At 49.5% G+C, this 20,172-nt stretch carries 19 protein-coding genes and 2 tRNA genes; 15 read left to right on the top strand and 6 right to left on the bottom strand.

Annotation, left to right across the window (positions count from 1 at the left end):
- Nucleotides 1-45 precede the first annotated feature (45 nt).
- Together KK062_RS01945 and KK062_RS01940 are read right to left on the bottom strand one after the other, a co-directional pair.
- The gene (locus tag KK062_RS01945; protein WP_254082544.1) at nucleotides 46-429 is read right to left on the bottom strand and encodes a hypothetical protein; all 384 of its coding nucleotides are present in this window, start codon (nucleotides 427-429) and stop codon (nucleotides 46-48) included.
- Nucleotides 422-763 carry a carboxymuconolactone decarboxylase family protein gene (locus tag KK062_RS01940; protein WP_254082543.1) on the bottom strand — a complete coding sequence of 114 codons (342 nt, stop codon included), beginning with the start codon at nucleotides 761-763 and terminating at the stop codon, nucleotides 422-424. Before KK062_RS01940 ends, KK062_RS01945 begins: the two co-directional genes overlap by 8 nt.
- Before the next feature lie 63 nt (nucleotides 764-826).
- On the opposite strand from KK062_RS01940, the gene KK062_RS01935 reads away from it, so the two are divergent.
- Nucleotides 827-1,525 carry a ComF family protein gene (locus KK062_RS01935; protein WP_254082542.1) on the top strand — a complete coding sequence of 233 codons (699 nt, stop codon included), beginning with the start codon at nucleotides 827-829 and terminating at the stop codon, nucleotides 1,523-1,525.
- A gap of 76 nt (nucleotides 1,526-1,601) precedes the next feature.
- Here the strand turns inward: KK062_RS01935 and KK062_RS01930 are convergent, their stop codons facing one another.
- Entirely contained in the window at nucleotides 1,602-2,216 is a 615-nt protein-coding gene (locus tag KK062_RS01930; protein WP_254082541.1) for a thioredoxin family protein, read from the bottom strand.
- Between the two features lie 41 nt (nucleotides 2,217-2,257).
- Nucleotides 2,258-2,728 (bottom strand): TlpA family protein disulfide reductase, encoded by a 471-nt coding sequence (locus KK062_RS01925; protein ID WP_254082540.1) that lies wholly within the window; start codon nucleotides 2,726-2,728, stop codon nucleotides 2,258-2,260.
- 368 nt (nucleotides 2,729-3,096) lie between these two features.
- Between KK062_RS01925 and KK062_RS01920 the strand changes: the two genes are divergently transcribed.
- On the top strand, nucleotides 3,097-4,035 hold the full coding sequence (locus tag KK062_RS01920; protein WP_254082539.1) for an NAD(P)H-dependent flavin oxidoreductase: 939 nt from the start codon (nucleotides 3,097-3,099) through the stop codon (nucleotides 4,033-4,035).
- A 3-nt stretch (nucleotides 4,036-4,038) separates the two neighbouring features.
- On the opposite strand, the gene KK062_RS01915 is transcribed toward KK062_RS01920, so the two are convergent.
- Complete coding sequence (locus tag KK062_RS01915; protein ID WP_254082538.1) at nucleotides 4,039-4,329, bottom strand: hypothetical protein; 291 nt, start codon at nucleotides 4,327-4,329, stop codon at nucleotides 4,039-4,041.
- Between the two features lie 165 nt (nucleotides 4,330-4,494).
- Here KK062_RS01915 and recG point away from each other — a divergent pair, with 165 nt between their 5' ends.
- Nucleotides 4,495-6,588 carry an ATP-dependent DNA helicase RecG gene (gene recG, locus KK062_RS01910; protein ID WP_254082537.1) on the top strand — a complete coding sequence of 698 codons (2,094 nt, stop codon included), beginning with the start codon at nucleotides 4,495-4,497 and terminating at the stop codon, nucleotides 6,586-6,588.
- 64 nt (nucleotides 6,589-6,652) lie between these two features.
- Here recG and KK062_RS01905 read toward each other — a convergent pair whose 3' ends face one another.
- Nucleotides 6,653-7,285, bottom strand: a complete 633-nt coding sequence (locus KK062_RS01905; protein ID WP_254082536.1) for a sigma-70 family RNA polymerase sigma factor — start codon at nucleotides 7,283-7,285, stop codon at nucleotides 6,653-6,655.
- Nucleotides 7,286-7,574: 289 nt separating this feature from the next.
- Here KK062_RS01905 and KK062_RS01900 point away from each other — a divergent pair, with 289 nt between their 5' ends.
- From KK062_RS01900 to KK062_RS01845, 12 genes are all read left to right on the top strand, one after another.
- Nucleotides 7,575-8,468 carry an acyl-CoA desaturase gene (locus KK062_RS01900; protein ID WP_254082535.1) on the top strand — a complete coding sequence of 298 codons (894 nt, stop codon included), beginning with the start codon at nucleotides 7,575-7,577 and terminating at the stop codon, nucleotides 8,466-8,468.
- An 89-nt stretch (nucleotides 8,469-8,557) separates the two neighbouring features.
- Nucleotides 8,558-8,630 (top strand) — tRNA-Gly (locus tag KK062_RS01895).
- A 107-nt stretch (nucleotides 8,631-8,737) separates the two neighbouring features.
- A tRNA-Leu gene (locus tag KK062_RS01890) sits at nucleotides 8,738-8,823 on the top strand.
- Between the two features lie 130 nt (nucleotides 8,824-8,953).
- Nucleotides 8,954-9,301, top strand: a complete 348-nt coding sequence (locus KK062_RS01885) for a four helix bundle protein (RefSeq protein WP_254082534.1) — start codon at nucleotides 8,954-8,956, stop codon at nucleotides 9,299-9,301.
- 279 nt (nucleotides 9,302-9,580) lie between these two features.
- Complete coding sequence (locus tag KK062_RS01880; protein ID WP_254082533.1) at nucleotides 9,581-10,363, top strand: phytanoyl-CoA dioxygenase family protein; 783 nt, start codon at nucleotides 9,581-9,583, stop codon at nucleotides 10,361-10,363.
- A 356-nt stretch (nucleotides 10,364-10,719) separates the two neighbouring features.
- Nucleotides 10,720-11,913 (top strand): hypothetical protein, encoded by a 1,194-nt coding sequence (locus KK062_RS01875; RefSeq protein WP_254082532.1) that lies wholly within the window; start codon nucleotides 10,720-10,722, stop codon nucleotides 11,911-11,913.
- A gap of 190 nt (nucleotides 11,914-12,103) precedes the next feature.
- Complete coding sequence (locus tag KK062_RS01870) at nucleotides 12,104-14,686, top strand: XrtN-dependent VIT domain-containing protein (protein WP_254082531.1); 2,583 nt, start codon at nucleotides 12,104-12,106, stop codon at nucleotides 14,684-14,686.
- Nucleotides 14,683-16,035, top strand: coding sequence for an exosortase N (gene xrtN / locus KK062_RS01865; protein ID WP_254082530.1), 1,353 nt, complete (start codon nucleotides 14,683-14,685; stop codon nucleotides 16,033-16,035). Before KK062_RS01870 ends, xrtN begins: the two co-directional genes overlap by 4 nt.
- Nucleotides 16,025-16,549, top strand: a complete 525-nt coding sequence (locus tag KK062_RS01860) for a hypothetical protein (RefSeq protein WP_254082529.1) — start codon at nucleotides 16,025-16,027, stop codon at nucleotides 16,547-16,549. Before xrtN ends, KK062_RS01860 begins: the two co-directional genes overlap by 11 nt.
- Before the next feature lie 30 nt (nucleotides 16,550-16,579).
- On the top strand, nucleotides 16,580-17,023 hold the full coding sequence (locus KK062_RS01855) for an HAD family hydrolase (RefSeq protein ID WP_254082528.1): 444 nt from the start codon (nucleotides 16,580-16,582) through the stop codon (nucleotides 17,021-17,023).
- A 364-nt stretch (nucleotides 17,024-17,387) separates the two neighbouring features.
- Entirely contained in the window at nucleotides 17,388-19,472 is a 2,085-nt protein-coding gene (locus tag KK062_RS01850; protein WP_254082527.1) for an ATP-dependent metallopeptidase FtsH/Yme1/Tma family protein, read from the top strand.
- A 194-nt stretch (nucleotides 19,473-19,666) separates the two neighbouring features.
- Nucleotides 19,667-20,149: a YdeI/OmpD-associated family protein gene (locus KK062_RS01845; RefSeq protein WP_254082526.1), complete on the top strand. Its 483-nt coding sequence runs from the start codon at nucleotides 19,667-19,669 to the stop codon at nucleotides 20,147-20,149.
- The last annotated feature ends 23 nt before the right edge of the window (nucleotides 20,150-20,172 follow it).

Here is a 20,172-nt window from a genome sequence, read left to right as displayed (position 1 = left end):
AACGTATTCCAAAGTTGAGGAAGGTCTAAGATACGGGCTTCACTTCTACAAAGTCAATCCGCTGGCCGGCGGGGCAACCCACTCAAATTCCTTTTCAAAGTATTCTATTACAAGCATTTTCAGCAGCTTCTCCTGCTCCAGCAGGTCGAAATGCGGTAGCTTCTTGATCAGTTTCCAATGTGGCCAGCCGTCTTTGTCTGATCCCTCCAGCACATAATACCCGGCATAGCTCAGCACTTTACAAATGCCAATGTGCATCAGGTCCTGTTTTTCCTCCTTGCTAAAAGTTGCCTGGCCACGCCCCAGTTCCTGAACGCCGATCAGAAACAGGAAGCTGTTTAGGTCTTTTGGCTTTTTGCCAATCATCGTCTCAACCGTCGCAAGCAGCGATGCCCACGTACGATCCAATTCCAGGTCACGCTTAAACATTTTGCAGCTCCTCCCAAAATTCAAATGCCCGCCGCAGGTGCGGAATAACAATCGTCCCGCCAACCAGTGTCGCGACGCCCATGGCCTCGTGAACTTCCGATGTGGTGAAACCGACCTCTTTACATTTACCCAGGTGATATTTCACGCAGTCGTCGCAGCGGAGGACCAATGAACAGGTCAAACCGATCAGTTCTTTCGACTTCACATCCAGGTGGCCTTCCGCATAAGCGTTCGTATCGAGGTTAAAAATTCTCTTAATGATCAGGCTGTCGGAGTCCATGATCTTATCATTCATTTTGCTCCGGTACGAATTGAAATCCTCGACGAGTCCCATAAAGTATTTGTTGATAATATTTTTTATTTTACAACACTGTTGTCGGCAAATATATTTCTAAAAATGGCGAATTCTCTCGAGTCTATCTTTTCCGATTTTGTTTCGCTCTTCTTTCCCCGTCTTTGTGCGGCCTGCACCCACCCGCGGGTCAAAGGCGAACCCGTTATTTGCTCGGCGTGCCTGCTCGAATTACCGTACACGGACCACCACCTGGACCCTAAAAACCTGCTGTACCAACGCCTCTCGGGCGTTATGCCGATACACGCAGCACAGGCGCTTTTGAAGTTCTCCAAAGACAGTCGCGTGCAGCGATTGTTATATGCGCTTAAGTACGGCCATCAGCCCGAGCTCGGAAACGCGCTCGGCGAATTATACGGTGCGCGATTATTGCAAACCGACCAGGCCGCATCGTTTGACCTGATCGTACCGATTCCACTTCACCCCAGTCGACAGCGAAAGCGCGGATACAATCAAAGCGCCTGTTTTGCCGCCGGACTGGCATCAGCCTTACGTATTCCGTATTCCGAAAAAGCGGTCGTGCGTACCGTCAAGACGATCACCCAAACACGCAAAACCAGGCTCGAACGGTGGGAAAACGTACAAAATGTATTTCGTATAAACGTTTCACGTGAAATAGCCGGAAAGAATCTGCTGCTGGTAGATGATGTCGTTACCACCGGCGCCACCCTGGAAGCATGCGTCCGTGCCCTGACCAATGCTGGCTGCGGCGAAATCCGCATCGCCTGTATTGCAGCAGCTTGACAAAACACAACGCAAAAAAAAGGCCTCTCGGGTTGTACTTGCACCGGGAGGCCTGTCTTAACGGGAGTATCAACAATTATACATTCTTCCACTTGATACCACAGCCGATGGCTTTGGTCCGTTCGGTCGGTACGGGTTTATTGGCCAACAGTGCCTGAATGGCCTCTTCTACATATTTTTTTTCAGCAGCATCGGCGTCGCGGCTATTATTGTCGATCGCCCCGATATAGGCCACTTTAAAATCGTTGCCTTCTTTCTTAAGCACAAATACATGTGGCGTGTTGGAGGCGCCAAAAGCCCGGGCCACTCCTTGCGACTCGTCTACCAAATACGGAAAGTCATATTTCTCGCGTTTGGCCAGCGCCACCATGTTGTCGAACGAATCACCCGGCGAAAGCTCCGGACTGTTGGCATTAATCGCCACCAGTGGAAACCCCTGCGCCGCGTACTTCTTATTCAGCGCCTGAATGCGGTCGTTATAAGCTTTTGAAAACGGACAGGTGTTGCAGTCAAACACTACAATTAAACCCTTACCCGACTGATAGTCTGATAAGGATACCATCTTGCCATCTACATTCTTGAGCTTGAACGTAGCCACCGTATCTCCTACCTGATAGCCCGGGGGGCGGCCTGCGAAAAAAATCAGCAGGGAGAATACCGCCAGTGTCCATGCAATACTTTGTATTTTCATATAGAGAGACTGTTATGGGTTGTTATCGATACTTTTTAAGGTCACTGTACAGAAGCAATGAGCTGCTGAAGTTCGCCATCTGCTAACTCGCGTTCAACAAATTTTCTGCGACCGGTGCGGGTATTAACGATCAGCGTCGCAGGAATCGCCCCCTGCCACGATGCGTCAACTTTGTCGATCCAGGTGTTGTAGTCGATCTCGTCCAGCAGCACCGTTTCCGACTTGATGCTCTTCCGGTTCATAAAGGCATTCACCTTCTCAATCTTGTCGGCAAAGTCCAGGTTTACCAACGTTACTTTCACACCTGGTGTTTCGGCTCCCAACTTTTCAAACAATGGCAGCTCTTTTACACAGGGTGCGCACCAGGTCGCCCAAAAGTTAATGACCTGCACCTCGTCGGTTTGGGTCTTTATGATCTTTTCGATGCGATCAAATTTCACGACTGTGGCAGTCTGTGCTTGTACCGAGCAATATGACGCAGACAAGAGCAAAAAGGCAACTATTTTTTTCATGGTGTAAAAAACGTTTGGAAAACCGGGATGTTCAAAACACCGGCCAAAATGTTTATGGAACCTGATGAAAAGCTTTCATTTATAACCCCGAAAAACCTTAAAATTCAGGTAGTTATAATAGCTTGAAATAAAGCAACAAAAGATTTCCACATTTTAAACCTTTTATCCACATTACCATTATGTTTCCTCTCACCGCAATGATAATCAACAAGTTAGACCTAAAACAGACCGTCTCGAATTTGTGGACAACTTTGGAGGCCCAAAAAAGGGCCTTTTTTTCTACCAAAAAACAGCCCTAAAAAGCTGCACAAATCTTTGCACAAATTGGGGACAGAAAATGAACCGGATTAACTATTTTTTCAACTCGTATGAACCAGCGAATTCAACAACTTTTCAAGATCGAGATTCCCATTGTTCAAGCCGGCATGGTGTGGTGCAGCGGTTGGCGATTGGCCTCGGCCGTGAGCAATGCCGGCGGCCTGGGCCTGATCGGCGCCGGCTCCATGTACCCGGCAGTACTTCGCGAACACATTCAAAAGTGTAAAGCGGCCACCACCAAACCGTTTGGTGTAAACGTGCCGTTGCTGTATCCGGAGATCGATCTGCTGATGAACATCATTGTTGAAGAACGAGTGCCGATAGTCTTTACATCGGCCGGCAACCCCGGCACATGGACTGGCTTTCTGAAACAAGCCGGTATTACCGTGGTGCACGTAGTGTCGAGTGTCAAATTTGCATTAAAGGCTGTGCAGGCAGGCGCCGACGCAATTGTTGCGGAAGGCTTCGAGGCCGGCGGCCACAATGGTCGTGAAGAGACCACCACATTGGTATTGATTCCCATGGTGCGCGATGCTATCACCGTACCCCTGTTGGCTGCGGGTGGTATTGCGAGTGGTCGTGCCATGTTGGCGTGTGAAGCGTTGGGTGCCGATGGCTTTCAGGTCGGCAGTCGCTTTGCAGTAAGTGAAGAATCTTCTGCACATGAACGGTTCAAACAACGTGTCACCACATCTACAGAAGGTGAAACGGTGCTGATCTTAAAACAGCTGGCGCCGGTGCGCCTGATTCGTAATAAGTTTTCGGATGAAGTGCAAGCCGCCGAGCGGCAAGGTGCAAGCGTGCAAGAACTCAGCACACTGTTGGGTAAGCGTCGCGCTCGCCTCGGTATATTTGAAGGAGACCTCGACGCGGGTGAATTAGAGATTGGCCAGGTAGCCGGCGCCCTTCGGCAAGTTCAGCCGGCAGCAGATATACTACGTGACATGTGGCAGGAATATCAGGAGTTACGCAAGCGCGTGTACTCCTAACAGTCATTCGTTGTGTTGAACTGACACTGCTGTATCTTCTTCGACCAGGGCAACGTGCTGCTTTAGCTTGGAAGCTTTTTCTACAAACGGTTGTGTGCCGGGACGATACACGGTGTGATACCATGCTTCGTAATCTCTATACTGAATACAACCGGATAGAATCTTTCCATCCTTGAGGATTTTGATAAAACTATCCTCTTCAAACGTTTTCAGAATGCTGTTGGACTGTTCAGACGGAAGTTGATTTACCTCTACGTACTGAATGCCTTTAAAGATCTTCGAATCAATTTTCATAAATCCCTCTTCGCTTTTTTCGCATCCCCTCTTTCGCGCCTCTTGATTAAGCCAAACATCGTTTTGTAACCAGATTATGTGCTACAAAGCCCTCTAACGCAGAAAAAGATTATACGTTGTTTATAAATTGTTACTTTGAAACGTTTTCTTCGAGCAATTCCCAGAATGGCCTCATTTTTTGAAACACCCATCGAATACTTAAAAGGCGTAGGTCCACAACGTTCATCGTTGCTTAACAAAGAATTAAACATTTTTACATTCGGCGACTTGATCCAATACTACCCGTTTCGGCATGAGGATCGTGTAAAAATTTATGCCATAAATGACATTTATGATGAGATGCCGTATGTACAGATCAAAGGTACATTGATTCGCAAAGAAATTATAGGTGCAGGGTTCAAAAAAAGATTGGTGGCCCATATTAGTGATGGAACCGATGAACTGGAGCTTGTATGGTTTAAAGGTATAGCCTGGGTGCAGGATAAAATCAAACCCGGTGTACAGTACGTTGTGTTTGGCAAGCCCACACGTTTTGGAAGTAAATTCAACATAGCGCACCCGGAAATAGAGCTGCTTACCCCAAAGAATGAGAAGGGTGGTACCCTACATCCGGTATATTCCCTAACCGAAACATTAAAGAGCCGACATGTAGACAGTAAGGCCATCGCCAAACTGATGCAGGAGTTGTTAGTCAAAGCAGCCGACCATATACGCGAAACATTACCCGGCAGTGTCACCGACAAGTACCAGTTGATCTCCAAAAAGGACGCACTACAGTATAAACATTTTCCTCAAACAGCCGACCAGCTGGCACAAGCCCAACAGCGGCTCAAGTTCGAAGAGCTCTTCTATATTCAGCTTAGACTCCTGAAAATGAAGGTGGTACGACAGGAAAAGTTCAGCGGCCAGGTGTTTCAAGACGCCCGCCTGCTGACGACCTTCTACAACGACCACCTGCCGTTTGCGCTGACCGATGCCCAGAAGAAAGTCATTCGCGAAATATATACCGACCTGAAGTCGGGCAAGCAAATGAACCGCTTACTCCAGGGCGACGTCGGCAGCGGCAAAACCATCGTTGCCTTCATTTGCATGTTGGTCATCCTGGCCGGCAACGCGCAGGCTGCCCTCATGGCCCCCACCGAAATCCTGGCCCAGCAACACTACAAGAACTTGAAGCGCTATGCCGACAGCATGCAGCTACCCATCGCGTTGCTTACCGGATCCACCAAAAAGTCGGAACGAAAAGTAATTCACGAAGGACTATTATCGGGGGAGTTAAAGATCCTCATTGGCACCCATGCGTTGCTGGAAGAAGTAGTACAATTCAACAATTTGGGACTCTCGATCATTGACGAACAACATCGTTTCGGGGTCGCCCAGCGCTCAAAATTGTGGCAAAAAAATGTGGATATGTATCCCCATATATTGGTCATGACGGCGACTCCCATCCCCAGAACACTGGCAATGACACTTTATGGAGACCTCGATATTTCGACGATCGACCAGCTACCCGCCGGCCGGAAGCCTATCAAAACGCTACACAAATTTGATGCCCATCGATTGCAGGTCAATGAATTCCTTCGGAAGGAGATCGCACTCGGCCGCCAGGTCTATATGGTTTACCCACTCATTGACGAGTCCGAAAAGCTGGACCTGAAACATCTCATGGACGGATATGAAAGTGTCTGTCGCGCATTTCCGGATATTGCTGTCAGCATCTTGCATGGCAAAATGAAGCCTGAGGCCAAAGACTACGAAATGGCCCGTTTTATAAAAGCCGAAACCAAGATCATGGTAGCGACCACGGTTATCGAAGTAGGCGTCGACGTTCCAAACGCTTCGGTGATGGTGATTGAAAATGCCGAGCGCTTCGGCCTTTCGCAATTGCACCAGCTGCGCGGCCGGGTCGGCCGCGGTGGTGAGCAATCGTATTGCATTCTGATGACCAACAATAAGCTCGGCGCAGACTCCAAAACGCGCATCGAGACCATGGTGCGCACGACGAATGGCTTTGACATTGCTGAAACCGACCTGAAGCTGCGCGGTCCCGGCGACCTGATGGGCACCCAACAAAGTGGTGCGCTCGACCTGCTCGTGGCCGACCTTTCTACGGACGGCGCCATTTTACAAGAGGCCCGCGAGCTCGCCAAAGAAATTCTGAAAGATGACCCCGAGCTTGAAAAGCCGGAAAACAAACTCATCCGACTGCAAATTGACTCCATGCGAAAAACAGGGGTCAATTGGAGTCGCATCAGCTAGTCGCCTGCGGTTTGCGTAACAAAAAGATAACAGAGAAATAAGATGGCTGATGGCCAGCCGGCGATTAGAACTTTTTGCTGATGGCGGTAGCAATGTCTTTCTTCAGCTCGTGCACCAGGTCGCTGGCGTTACCGAAGTGGCAAGCATTGCGAAAGCTTTCCATCAGCTTCGAGGTATCCGGCAGCTCGAAATTGATGCGCGACGTTTCCTCGCTCAATTTTTTCTTGGCCCGGCAGAGAAGCTGGCGGCAGTGTTCTTTTTTCTTGTCGAGCATCTCCTGCAGGTCTTCATAATCGAAGTCAAAAACTTCCTTCAGCAGATACACCGCACGCTCCAGCGGTTCAAGTTTCGTATGCAATACTTTAAAAGCAGCAGCGAGGTGGATGTCGAGATCGAGGTGCGCGAGGTTGGTTTCTTTGAAGTGTTTGATGATCTCGGCCATGTTGTCGAGACAATCCTCCTTCTTCTTGCGCAACGAATTAAGATGATTCAAACAGTTGTTCGTCACCGCGCGAATAAGGTACGCCTTGGTATTATCGATCTTCTGTTGATCAACACTCAGCCAGCGCACAAAAGTCTCTTGTACGATATCTTCCGCATCCTGCTTACAGCGTACCAGGTTGTAGGCGATCGTATGCAGCATCGGCTGATACAGGGCTATGGTCTGTGCGTGGCTCATGGCGTCAATCCGCTGCAAAGATACGCTAATTCGTACAAACAATTGACTACCCTTCACCGGGTAGAACGACCTTTAACTGAACTGACGCTTGTCAGTGTAGAAGTGAACTTTTTTGGCGTATATGCAGACGGTTCGGCAAGAATATTACATCCCCAAACTCCTTTGAACTGAATGCGTTACCTTTGTGTTTGATCTGCAGGCGCGACGGAAAAACGGCGACTTCGCAACCCGATTAAACACGTAAACAACCCGAATAAGCATAATGACAAATCCATCAGCAACACCAGAAGTAAGAAGCAAACCAATCATGGTTCAGGAAGTAGCGTTTTTCGCTGTTCACCTGGTTCCTTTGGCTGCTTTGTACACAGGTGCCACCTGGTTCGACTGGACGGTGTGTGCCGTACTATATTTCACCCGCATGTTCTGGGTGACGGGCGGCTACCACCGCTACTTTGCACACCGCTCGTATACAACTTCACGCTGGTTTCAATTCGTCATCGCATTTATGTCGGAGACCACGGCGCAGAAGGGCGTACTCTGGTGGGCGGCACACCACCGTCATCACCACCGCCACAGTGACACCCCGGCCGATCCGCACTCCATGAAGATTTATGGCTTCTGGTACTCGCACATTGGCTGGATCGTCGGCCCCGACTTTAAAGAGACCGACTACAAAACCATCGGTGACTACGCCAAGTATCCGGAGCTGATGTGGCTCAACAAACATTATCTCGTACCGCCGACCATCCTGGCCCTGGTGGTCATGGCGCTCGGGGGTATCGTCAACGGAGAGGGTATACAAGATATGTTTACCACGGCCGGCTTCTCGTCCCTGTTCATCGGCTTCTTTTTAAGCACGGTAATTTTGTACCATGCTACGTTCTCGATCAACTCGATTATGCACAAGTTCGGCACGCAGCGGTACGAGTCGAACGACGAGAGTCGTAACAGCATCTGGCTGGCGCTCCTGACGATGGGCGAAGGCTGGCACAACAACCACCATTATTATGAAGTGGCTGCGCGTCAGGGTTTCTTCTGGTGGGAGATTGATATAACGTACTATATACTGCGAAGCTTCCAGGCGGTCGGACTGATCTGGGACCTGAAGGCAGTGCCCAAGCATATACTACTTTCGAAGAACCGGGCCCACGCCGCCCAGCTAAAGCGGGAGTATGAGCAGGAATTGAAGAAATCTGCGTAACTTTTTCAAAAAAATTTGTGAGGGTGTTGGAATATTACAAACCCTCACTAAATTTGCACTCCCTTAGCGAAAGAGCTATGGGAGATCCCGCGGGAGTAGCTCAGTTGGTAGAGCACGACCTTGCCAAGGTCGGGGTCGCGAGTTCGAGTCTCGTTTCCCGCTCAAGTCACACCGGCAATAGCCGTTGCGACAGAAAGAATAAAAAGTGTGGGTTTATCTCGCACTTTTTGTGTTTTAGAGCGATGCCAAAGCCCTAAAACAACATCCCTGCCCGGATGGTGGAACTGGTAGACACGCAGGACTTAAAATCCTGTGGCTAGTAATAGTCGTGCGGGTTCGATTCCCGCTCTGGGTACGAAAAACAGAGTGAGTGTGAGAGCGAGAGCGAACACACTCACTCTGTTTTTCTCTTCGCTCTCACTCTCACACTCACTCTGGCCCTTTTCCTCGCGTCTCGTTGTTATCAATTAAACCAACTCCCCGTTATGTTCGATTTCGAAAAACTCGATGTCTACAAAAAGGCCAAGACCTTCAACTCCCGAATCCGGGACCTCCTCAAAACCACAAAACTAGACACCTCCACCAACGACCAGCTCAGAAGAGCAGCTTTCAGCATTGTTCTAAACCTGGCCGAAGGCTCCGGACGGTTTACTAAACCAGACCGCAGAAACTTCTACATCATATCCAGAAGCTCAATTTTCGAATGCATAGCCATCCTCGACGTCCTAAAGGACGAATCGCTCATAGAAGAAAAGGAGTTTAGTGAATTTTACAATCAAGCTGATGAGCTCTCCAGGATGCTGTTCACAATGATTAAAAACCTGCAACAGTAAACAGTGTGAGCGCGGGAGCAAGAGCAAATCCTGCGCCCTTGCGTCGGGACGTGTTTCTTGGTATTTTTAATCCATGCGGATGACTCCTACATTGTAACTTCTTCTTTCCGTCTGAGAGACATCCTGCCTTTTAATTCCTGAGGCAGTTTTTTCCTATTGCCCTTTTATCGACAACGCCGTCGTGGAGCTCCCGATGGACGAGACTATTCATTTCATTACCTCAATGGCTGTTGTACGATCGGGTGCAATGATTTTTCAAACCCATTAAGAAGAACAAAAATGTCAGCATATCTCGATACACAACAAATCAACCAATTTATCAGCGATGGCTATATCCGACTCGAAAATGCCTTCTCGCCCACCCTGGCAGCCGAGGCCCGCGCCATTTTATGGAAAGACACGGGCTGCGATCCGAACGATCCCGCCACCTGGACTAACCCGGTGATTCGCCTGGGCATGTACAGTCAACCGCCTTTTGTCGCTGCGGCCAACACCCCCGTTCTCCACAACGCCTTCGACCAGCTGGTCGGCCGCGGCCGATGGATACCGTGCGGAAGCATGGGCACCTTCCCTGTCCGTTTCCCCTCACCCAACGACCCCGGCGATACCGGCTGGCACGTCGACGCGAGCTTTCCCGGTCTTAACCCAGGTAATTATTTTGAGTGGAGGATCAATGTGCGGTCAAAAGGCCGGGCGTTGCTCATGTTGTTTCTCTTTTCGGATGTGCACGAAGCCGACGCTCCCACGCGCATTCGTATAGGCTCGCACCATGACGTTGCCCGATTATTACAGCCGGTGGGTGATGCAGGCCTGTCGTTCACGGAGCTAGCCGACAACTTATCGACACTTCCCACACACGACGAAGTTGTTGCCACCGGTAAGGCTGGAACAGTATATCTCTGCCATCCTTTTATAGTACATGCCGCGCAACCGCATCACGGCACAACGCCCAGGTTTCTCGCGCAGCCACCGCTGGTGTCGAGAGAAGAGTTGATTCTGCAGCGCGGAGACATAAACTATACTCCGGTAGAGCAAGCGGTACGCATAGCGTTGGCGATGTAACGGTATAGATACCGGACTATTCCGGTATAAATTCTTCCGTATTACCGAAGTTCCACCCGGGACTTCGGTATACTTTTTATGAACGAGCCATGAATGTTTTCCTGTAGTCTTTCTGCAAACGAACTGTGAATTTCGACTCGTAGACGAAAATAAACAAGAGATAACCCAGTGTCTGACCAGTTATACGCCACAGATGAGCTACTCCTCCAAAGTACTGGGTTATCTATACCTATAGAATAATTTCTGAATAATTTACATGTACTAAACGTCGACCTTTGCTATATTCGCCAAACAACCGTTGTTGCCCTCGCAACTGTTGACAAAAATCAATTAGTTATCATAAACCCAAGTACACTATGGCACTTCTCGAAGGACTGACCTTTACTGGCTCGCTCGGTGATTTTAGCGCATACCGCATGCGCGGAACAGACAAAATCGTTATGCGGAAAAAAGGCGGCGCCCGCCGTGACGAAATTCGTAACTCGCCCGCGTTTGCTACGGCGCGATTGTATATGACGGAATTTGGAGGTTGCTCACGTATGGGCAAACATGTGCGGCAATCCATGCAACAGCTCAGGGATCTGGCCGACTATAATATCAGCGGTCCCATCAACAAGATTATGAAGGTGGTTCAGAAACAAGACGAGGCAAACGAACTGGGCCGCAGACCGATTGTTCTATCAAACCACACAAAGTTGCTGGAGGGATTTTGTCTGAACCAAAAATATACCCTCGATTCCATTCTCCGCACATCGATCAATGCCACTGTTGACGCCGAGGGCGGCAGCGCGCATGTCGAAATTCCCCGGCTGCTGCGGGATATCAATTTCTTTCCGAACAACCGGCACACCCTGTTTCGTATCGAGGTGACGTTGGGCGTTGCCCCGAATTTTGCGTTTAATCCGAAAACGGGTGAATACCAGCCGCCGGCCTGGCACACGAATAACCAGCCATCGGTTTATACCTGTACTGACTGGCACGCTGCCCTGGAAGGTGCACCGGCTATGTCACTGGACATAGCCTTCGGGGAACTTCCACCGGATGCAGACTACAGCCTCGTACTATCTGTAGGCATTCGTTTTGGCTTTACCTCTAACAAAGGGACGGTAGAAGAAGTGAAACGTGCCGGGGCGGCCAAGGTGTTAATGGTAGTAGGAGGCAAGGCATCCGAAAAGGCTGACCTGAGTAAAGTAGACAACGTACCGGCTACAGAAAGTGTTTCGTCGCCAATAAAGGATAAACCATCGTCCTCCCGGGCGGAAGTTTCCTCGGGTAAAGAACAGATCCTGCAGCCAACTTTTTCATATGAATACACGGTAGCCGATACATTACAACCGACAATGCCACGAGCTGCCGGTAACCAGTATGCTGTCGCGCAGGCGTCAATGCAGCCGAAAAAGCGAAGAACTTCCCGGTCGTTAGCGGAGCACCGCGAGGTGGAAACCCCCCCTACAAATAAGAAGCGGCAAGAAACTCCATCGGATTTCACTGCATACTACTGTACCATGACCCATGCTGCGAATAGCCGGGTGGTTTACATCCCGGCTTGACCAACGGATCGATTTCTGAAAAAACTGGCGCAATCCCCGGATACCGTTTGGTCCAACGGCTAAAAGGTCTCCGGGGAAATTAGCCTACTTTCTGGTTTCCCTGAAAAGTTAGGTACTCACCCAACCTTTTTACTTTGATTTCGTATTGTACTTTGTAACTAAAAGTGCTTTTACATATACGGACAAATCTATGGTCAATCTGGACGAATTAAAGAAGCCGGCACCGGTTTCAGAAACCCGCGACACGATCAAGCCCGATCACATCCTTTCCACTGGTTATTTTCTGCTGGGGGCATCGACGCTGCTATACGCCATCACGATGCTTAAAGACGCGGATTTTCTGAACGACGCAGGATTCCCGCTGTTTGTCGTGCATTATGGGATGGCGATAGTGTATGTCATCCTCTTATTATCGAATCGCTTCTATGGTGTCGTGAAAAGTTGGCGACAGGAAAATATACACTACACGGTAGTGCTACTCAATCTTTTCCTGGTCAGTGCCTATGCGTTGAATCGTTTGGTGCCGGTTTTTGAGGATTCCGTTTTGTGGCTCTGTGTGTACCTGGTCGTAAGCTCGCTTGTCGCGATTAGTTTCCGCTACTATGCCCATTTGCCCCGAATAGTCAATAAAATACAATATTTTCTATTGGGTGCCGCGCTCGTGCTTTATGCTTACCTCGCCCTCTACATTGGTCTGGTTTACTTTCCGGCAACCTTTGGCATTTTGGTACTTGGTGTTGGCTTGTTAGCGTTCGTGCCGATCTTCTTGCTTATCAGTTTGGTAATACTGATTCGCTATACGAAAAAGACCAACCGGGTATCGTCGAATTGGATTGTGGCCGGTTCCGCAGGGATGGTGACATTTGCGCTTCTATTTATTATAGAGTGGGATGCCCGCGTACGCACCATCGACCGGTTGGCCAACCAGTCGGTAATCTATGCCGATACCGAGTTGCCGGTGTGGGTAAAGGTCAGTCAATCCATAAAACTCGATTGGGTTTCTGATCGCATACTGAAATCGGATTTTATTTATACAACGCCTGACGATCGTGTGGGAGAATTCAACTTTCTATCACGGTCGAACTGGCAAGATGTGCGTACGCACGATCCATTGGTGTACCTCGCCATGTTCTGGCGTAAGCCATCGCTTTCGCACGAGGATCGCGAAAAAATTCTGCGGGGAATTACGGACAATCGCCACCGCACCCAGGAACGACTCTGGCGTGGCGACAATCTCAAGACCTCATACATCGTCACCGACATCGATATCTATCCACAGCTGCGCCTGGCCTACACAGAGCAATACATGAACATTCGAAATAGCATTCAGCCCGGCTGGTGGGGTTCTACCCAAGAGGCGATCTATACCTTTCAATTACCAGAAGGTTCCGTGGTTACGTCGTTGTCTTTGTGGGTAAACGGCAAAGAAGAAAAAGCAGTGCTCACCTCCAGGCAAAAAGCAACAGAGGCGTATACTACTATCGTTGGTAAAGAGGCACGAGACCCTTCGGTTGTGCATTGGCAGGAAGGCAACACCGTGACGGTGCGTGTCTTTCCTTGTACCCGGGAGGAGGAACGAAAGTTTAAAATCGGTATCACCTCTCCCCTGCCGGAAGAAGATGGTCGCATCGTATACCGTCAGGCAACGTTCCGCGGTCCGAATGCACACGACGCAAACGAGACGTGCCGCTTCCGGTTTATCGGTAACCATGGTGAGGTCACGATACCGCATGGTTTTGAAGAGAATGAAAAAGGAGAATATATCGCCGAGTATTCCTATGATCCTGATTTCTCCGTCTCCTGGAAAGCATCTCCGATTGAAGAAAATCAGTATACATTTAACGGATCTACCTATTCGTTGAGACCCTATACGCCGGTGTCAAAACCGTTGCATCTCAGCTACCTGTTCCTGGACATCAATAATACGTGGGAGGCCGCGGAAGTAGACGCTGCTTATGCCGTGTTAACCAAGTGCAATGTATATGCCTTTTTTGACAACGAGTTTATTCGCCTGCACGAAGACAATTGGTATGAAGTTACCAGCAAGTTGCGTGGACGAAACTTCTCGTTATTTCCGTTTCATCATGTTAAGGATACCGAGCATTCGCTGGTCGTTACAAAGGGTAAGCCGTTGACGCCATACCTGACGGACATCAAAGAGAGTACGTTTGCGGAAAGCGTGAGCCGATATTTTGCGGCCAACAAAAAGGTTAATGTCTTTAACCTGGCCGGAGGTACTTCCACTTACATCCGTTCATTGCGCGAGCTGCGTGCATTCAACTTTGCCACAGGCGACGTCGATGCGCTGGCTGATCTTTTGGAGCACAACCAATTTCCTATACCGGCTGAAGATGAAAATCATATTATCCTGCACGATGCGGGGATGGTGTTAGAACGAACGCCGGCGTCGGCGGACGGGACCGACACGGCGCCCGATCATCTCGCCAGGCTGTTTGCCTATAATAATATCATGCGCCAGGTGGGGACACATTTCTTTCGTGATGATTTTATAAACGAAACGTTGGTGAACGAAGCGGCTCTGGCCTATGTGGTATCGCCGGTGTCGAGCCTGATCGTGTTGGAAACACAGAAAGACTACGACCGCTTCGGGATCAAAGACATTGCCAATAGTTTAGGCAACGCTACGCACAACGAGTCGGGTGCCGTGCCGGAGCCGCATGAATGGGCATTGATCGCAGTTTTCCTGTGTTTCGTGCTGTTTAATGTGATGAGACGTTACCGCTTGAAGGATGTAACCGCACCACGTGTATGATGACGACAGTTTTGTCATCCAGACTTTCTGCCGGTGCCAGGCATCCGATCGTGATCCTGGCGCTGGCGGGAATCGTTGGCGGTATCGCGGCGTTTCCGCTGTCGTATGTGTCGAATACCAATGTTTGGATTGGCCTTTGTTTGTTACCGTTCGCTTGTTTGATAACCGGTGAGACACGGAAGAACTATCTCTATCTGTTCCTGTCGCTGGCCATGGGTGGTTTGTCTTTGCTGTATGGGCTGAAACTTTTCTACTTTTTTGCGCTGGCATTTTATGGCCTTTGGCTGGTGGAGCTCCTGATCGGCAGGTGTCACCCGTTGTTGCTGGTGCTCGTGGTATGTATGTCGCCGGCGTTTCTGCAGATCTCGGGTATATTGGGTTTTCCCATACGGCTGCAACTGAGCGCCTGGACGGGTTGGTTGTTGCAGGCGGCGGGTGTAGATATACAGGTAGCGGGAAATGTCATGGTATTGGAAGGCGCTACGTTTTCGGTTGACGATGCGTGCATGGGTCTGAACATGCTTGCGATCTCGTTGCTGATGGGCGTGTTTATTCTCGGGCATAGGTTTCGCGTGGAGCAGAAGCAACTGTCGTTTGGTTATATCGCGTTATTCTTCACGACAGTGTTTGTACTAAACATTATTGCCAACTTGTTTCGCATTATTGTGTTGGTGATGTTCCGCATTGGGCCGGAGCAAGCCATGCATGGTGGAATGGGGTTGGCATGCCTGCTGGTATATGTGGTCGTACCGGTGTATTTCCTGGCGGTTTTCCTAGCGCGGCGACGGGGAAAGAATTTTAAGCCGGTACCGGTGGCAATGCCGGTCAGTCCGCGAGTGGAGTTGTTGCAATATCTTTTTGCAGCGACTATGTTGATCACGGGTGTTACGCTTGGCCAACAGTTGAAAGCACCCGCATCTTCGTACGCAACGGTGTTCTATCAAAAATTGCCAACCGAAAATCTACCGAGCGGAATCACACGCATTGCCACGGATGAATTTCTACTGTATGTGAAACCCATCCCGGAATTCTTTGTAGCCGAACATAGCCCCTTGTTTTGCTGGCGCGGAAGCGGCTACACCTTTTCCACAATACGAGAGCAGCTTGTAGCGGGCAGGACTATCTACCGCGGTGAGCTGGTGAAAGGTAACGAGGTATTGCACACGGCGTGGTGGTATAGCAATGGGAAGGTCGATACTATCAGTCAGCTTGACTGGCGCATGCGGATGCTACGCGGAGAGAATAAATTCTGTTTAATCAATATCACCGCCCAGGACGAAGCGGCACTGCTGCGCCGGGTGGAGGAGGTATTTCACAACAATAATCTTTTAGTTCATTATGAGAAGTAATAGTATAGCGCCTGCTATTTCGCAACTACGGGTGTTGCGTCAGGTAAAAATGTTGCTGGCGATATTTATGGTATGTCTTGTTGTTAGTGGTTTGACAGCTTTTCCCATCGATTGGCAGCTGAGCCTCGCGCACACATGGGTGGTGGAGCAAGGTTGGAACAACGTCGTGGCACAGTGGTTGGAACGGGTGTACCTGGGAGTGCACGAAACGTATAGCCGATATCCGTTCATTGCCTATGGCACGGACTGGTTGGCGTTCGCGCACCTGGTTATTGCCGTGGCGTTTGTCGGGCCATGGCGCGACCCGGTACGCAATGTTTGGGTGGTGGAGTTTGGTATGATTGCTTGCGTGGCGATTCTGCCGCTGGCGTTTATTGCCGGACCGCTGCGGGGCATACCGTTGTTCTGGCAGTTGATTGATTGTTCGTTTGGTGTTGTCGGGTTGCTGTTGCTATGGGTGTGCCGGAGGAAAATTGCGTTACTGGAGAAACTTGTACCGTACATACGCGATTAGTATTGGTCTGTTTCTTGCTGGACGACAGCCATGAAAATATCCTTTGACCTGGATGACACCCTGATTCCCGCACAAAAACATTTTGCCACCGAACCAATGAATTGGCTTCAGCGTCTTTTAGGAGTAGAGCCAATTCGTCTGGGTACGATCGAACTAATGAAGCAACTAAAATCGGAAGGGCACGGCATATGTATTTATACTACGTCCTTCCGAATAGAATTCTCGATTCGCCTGGCTTTCTGGACATACGGCGTCGTATTGCGCGAGGTCATTAATCAATCGAAGCATGACCGTATTTTAAAAGAGAAAAGAAATTTCTATTCAAAATTTCCCCCTGCATTTGACATTGATCTTCATGTCGACGACTCTCCAGGGTTGGCGATCGAAGGCCGTCGCTTTAATTTTAGAACGGTGATTATCGAGGATGACAATATTGACTGGATGTTAACGGTACGTCAAGCCGTCCAAAAATAATTTTCGCATTTTGCTCCAGGATGTAACCGTCTGCAGACTTTCCCGTATCTTGTATCAGCATTTCACTCTAGTGTTCACTTTTAAATAGAGGAAAATATGTTGGTTTTGAGTTTACATATCTTCAAGTAGCCGCCACGGTAGATTTCTTACCGGAACGATTCGGCTGTTTTTAATCCTAACAGTTTTTGAAAAGTTAACAAGGTCGTCGCATCGTATCACGGTGTCGATAAGCCTATGTGCTTTAGGTTTTAAGCGCAGCTGAAATCTATTCCCCTATCCCGCCATTCGTGTTTGAATGGCAAGACGGCGGAGCTATGTATTTATAAGATCATGTCCCCGGGCGTGGGACAAACAAAGACAACTAATGGAAACAAAGAATATACATGCGCTATTAATTGAGCGCAAAGCAACGTTGCAGGCTATGGCTGTATCCCTGAAAGAGAAATTCCTGGGTTTGGATGCCGTGATCGACGAGGTCATGTCGTTGATGATGCCCTGGTTTCTTTTTCCCGAAGTGCAACAACGGCCGATGGTCATTAATCTGTGGGGTCTAACGGGCTCGGGTAAAACGGCGTTGGTACGGGCCATCGTAGAATATCTGCAATATCAGAAGCTGTATACGCACATGGATATGGGTGAGTTCGAGTCGGATTCCGCGTCGTGGATGAAGAATATGCTCACCGACGACTTGAAGTTCTTCGATGGCAAACCGGCCATCTTTTGCCTGGATGAATTTCAGTTTGCGCGTACGCTGGATGCCGAACGGCGCGAGCTGGGTAAGGATAAACTGCGGGTGGTTTGGGATTTGCTGGACTCTGGCAAAATCGACTATGTTCCAGGCCACTATACCTCCGCGATCTTTAGCGCCGAAAAATGCCTACGCAAGTTAGAGAAGGCAGCACGTTGCGGCGTGACGGTTACAAATGGTCAGGTAGATGCCGACAGACTGGAGGAATTTAAGACGCTCTTCAACGGCTTCTATTTTGAGTTTGAAAACCGGAATAAGAGTCCCGAGGCGGAATACTTCTTGTCCCGGGATTTTACCGGTGGTCTGACAAGCTTATTTAGCGACGAAGACATCACACACGAGATCTTGCAACAACGCATCGCGGTATTGGACCTGCGTGGGTTGATGCAGCTGGTAAATGAAGCGCAACGTTCACAACCTCTGACCCAGACGTTGGACTTGTCGGGTGCGCTGATCTTTGTATTGGGTAATCTGGACGAGGCATACACCATGAGTGGAAACTTGAATCCGGATATTAGCGCTGACGACTTCTACGAGCAGACGACAAAGATCAACCTGGCTGATATCAAACGCGCTTTGCGCAAGCGGTTCCGTGCCGAGCAGATTGCCCGGTTGGGTAACACCCATGTGATCTATACCTCGTTCAACACGGAGCATTTCCGCGAGTTGATTAAACGGGAGCTGCAACGCATTGGCGCCTTCGTACAAGAACGTTTTGGCTGGACGACTCTGTTTGACGATTCGATAGTAGACGTGGTATATTTGGAAGGTGTATTTCCGGCACAAGGAACCCGGCCGGTATTCACCACGGTGAGGAACCTGATCGAGTCGCGGATCAGCAGTCTGGCGGTTTCGGTGCTGGAATATCAACTGCCTGTCGCGTCGATTGCCTGGAAGTTTGAAGACGAGACCTTTGTCTATACCCTTCGGGATGCCGGCGGTACGATGCTGTTGGCGATCTCGGACAAGGCCAGGTTGAAACTGGACAACCTTCGTAAAAGCGTAGATCCCGAGTTGCAGGCGCACATAGCGGTGCACGAGGCGGGTCATGCCGTGTTGGCAGCGCTTACCCTGCGCATCATCCCGACGGTCGTGGTGTCGCGTACAGCATCAGATGCCGAAGGGTTTTGCCTGGTGGATTTTCCCGAAGGCCCCATGACACGCGAATCGCTGCAGAAGGATATCGTGATTACGTTGGGTGGTTATGTGGCCGAGCGTCTGGTGTTTGGCGAGCAATTTACTTCGTCGGGGGTAAGCATTGATATTGAGGAGGCTTCCCGTCTGGCGAACCGGGCGGTGCGCCAGTACGCCATGGGCTCGGACCCGATTCACCTGGCGGTAGATACGTCCGGCAACGAAGATGCTTTCTTTTTGTCGGATCGGTATGCCAGCGAGTCGATCATGATCATCAAGGCGTGTGAGGTGGAAGCCGAGCGACTGCTGAACCGTAACAAGTTGTTGCTGTTGAAGATGGCGGAATATCTGACCACGAACTCCCGCATGGAGCAGGAGATGATTGAAGAGTATGTGACCCGTTATGGCAGGGAAGAGTGGATTGCGCGCGATGGCTTTATCAAACGCGACCAGTATTATCGCTTTCACGAGACGCTCAAAAAGCAACTCAAAAGCCTGGAGCTCGAAGAGACGCAGGCCGATATCGACAGCCTGGTTTCGGAAGCCAAAGCAATTCTGTCAGCATGATAGTTAAGAGCGCAGGTTATTCCTGCGCTGTTTTAGCCTTAATACAAAACCCGTCGCCGGGCGGCGCGGGACTGGACCATTTGTTCAAAGCCGCGAAGCACTACACCGGTCATGTGGTGAGTATACTGGGTTGGGGCACCCACAAAATCGTACCACATGTGGTAAAGTGGTGATTGATATTTAACTTGTGATGGATGTTCAAGTTTAAGGATCATATCAAAATCATCGGCATCAATCCCTATGTCTCGGTGCCCGAACGAATATTGAAAAAGATATTCGAGCAGGCGGGCAAGGATAAAGGTCACATTCGCATCAAAGGGACTGTGAACGGAGATCCCTACAAACAGACTCTAGTGAAATATAGCGGTGAGTGGCGGTTGTATATTAATACCACGATGCTGAAAGATTCGCCGAAACGAATTGGTGAAAAGATAGAGCTTACGATTCAGTTTGATAGCGCGGAAAAAGAGGTATCTGATTCGCCGGAATTTCTGAAAGCCTTGAGAAAGGATAAAGCGGCTCTGCAGGTATTTGAAGGGTTGAGTCCTTCCAGGAGAAATGAGATTGTGCGCTATTTGGCTTTGTTAAAGACAAAGGAAAGTTTGGATAGGAATATTTTGCGGGCTATTAATTTCCTGCATGGTCGGGAACGGTTCATGGGTAGGGATCGGCCATGAACCAAGTCTCTTACTTTATTCAA

The sequence above is a fragment of the Dawidia cretensis genome, from assembly GCF_018598175.1.
Classification (GTDB): domain Bacteria; phylum Bacteroidota; class Bacteroidia; order Cytophagales; family Cyclobacteriaceae; genus Ohtaekwangia; species Ohtaekwangia cretensis.
The sequence above is the reverse complement of the archived record's forward strand: the minus strand, read 5'-3'. Positions and strand labels throughout refer to the sequence as shown.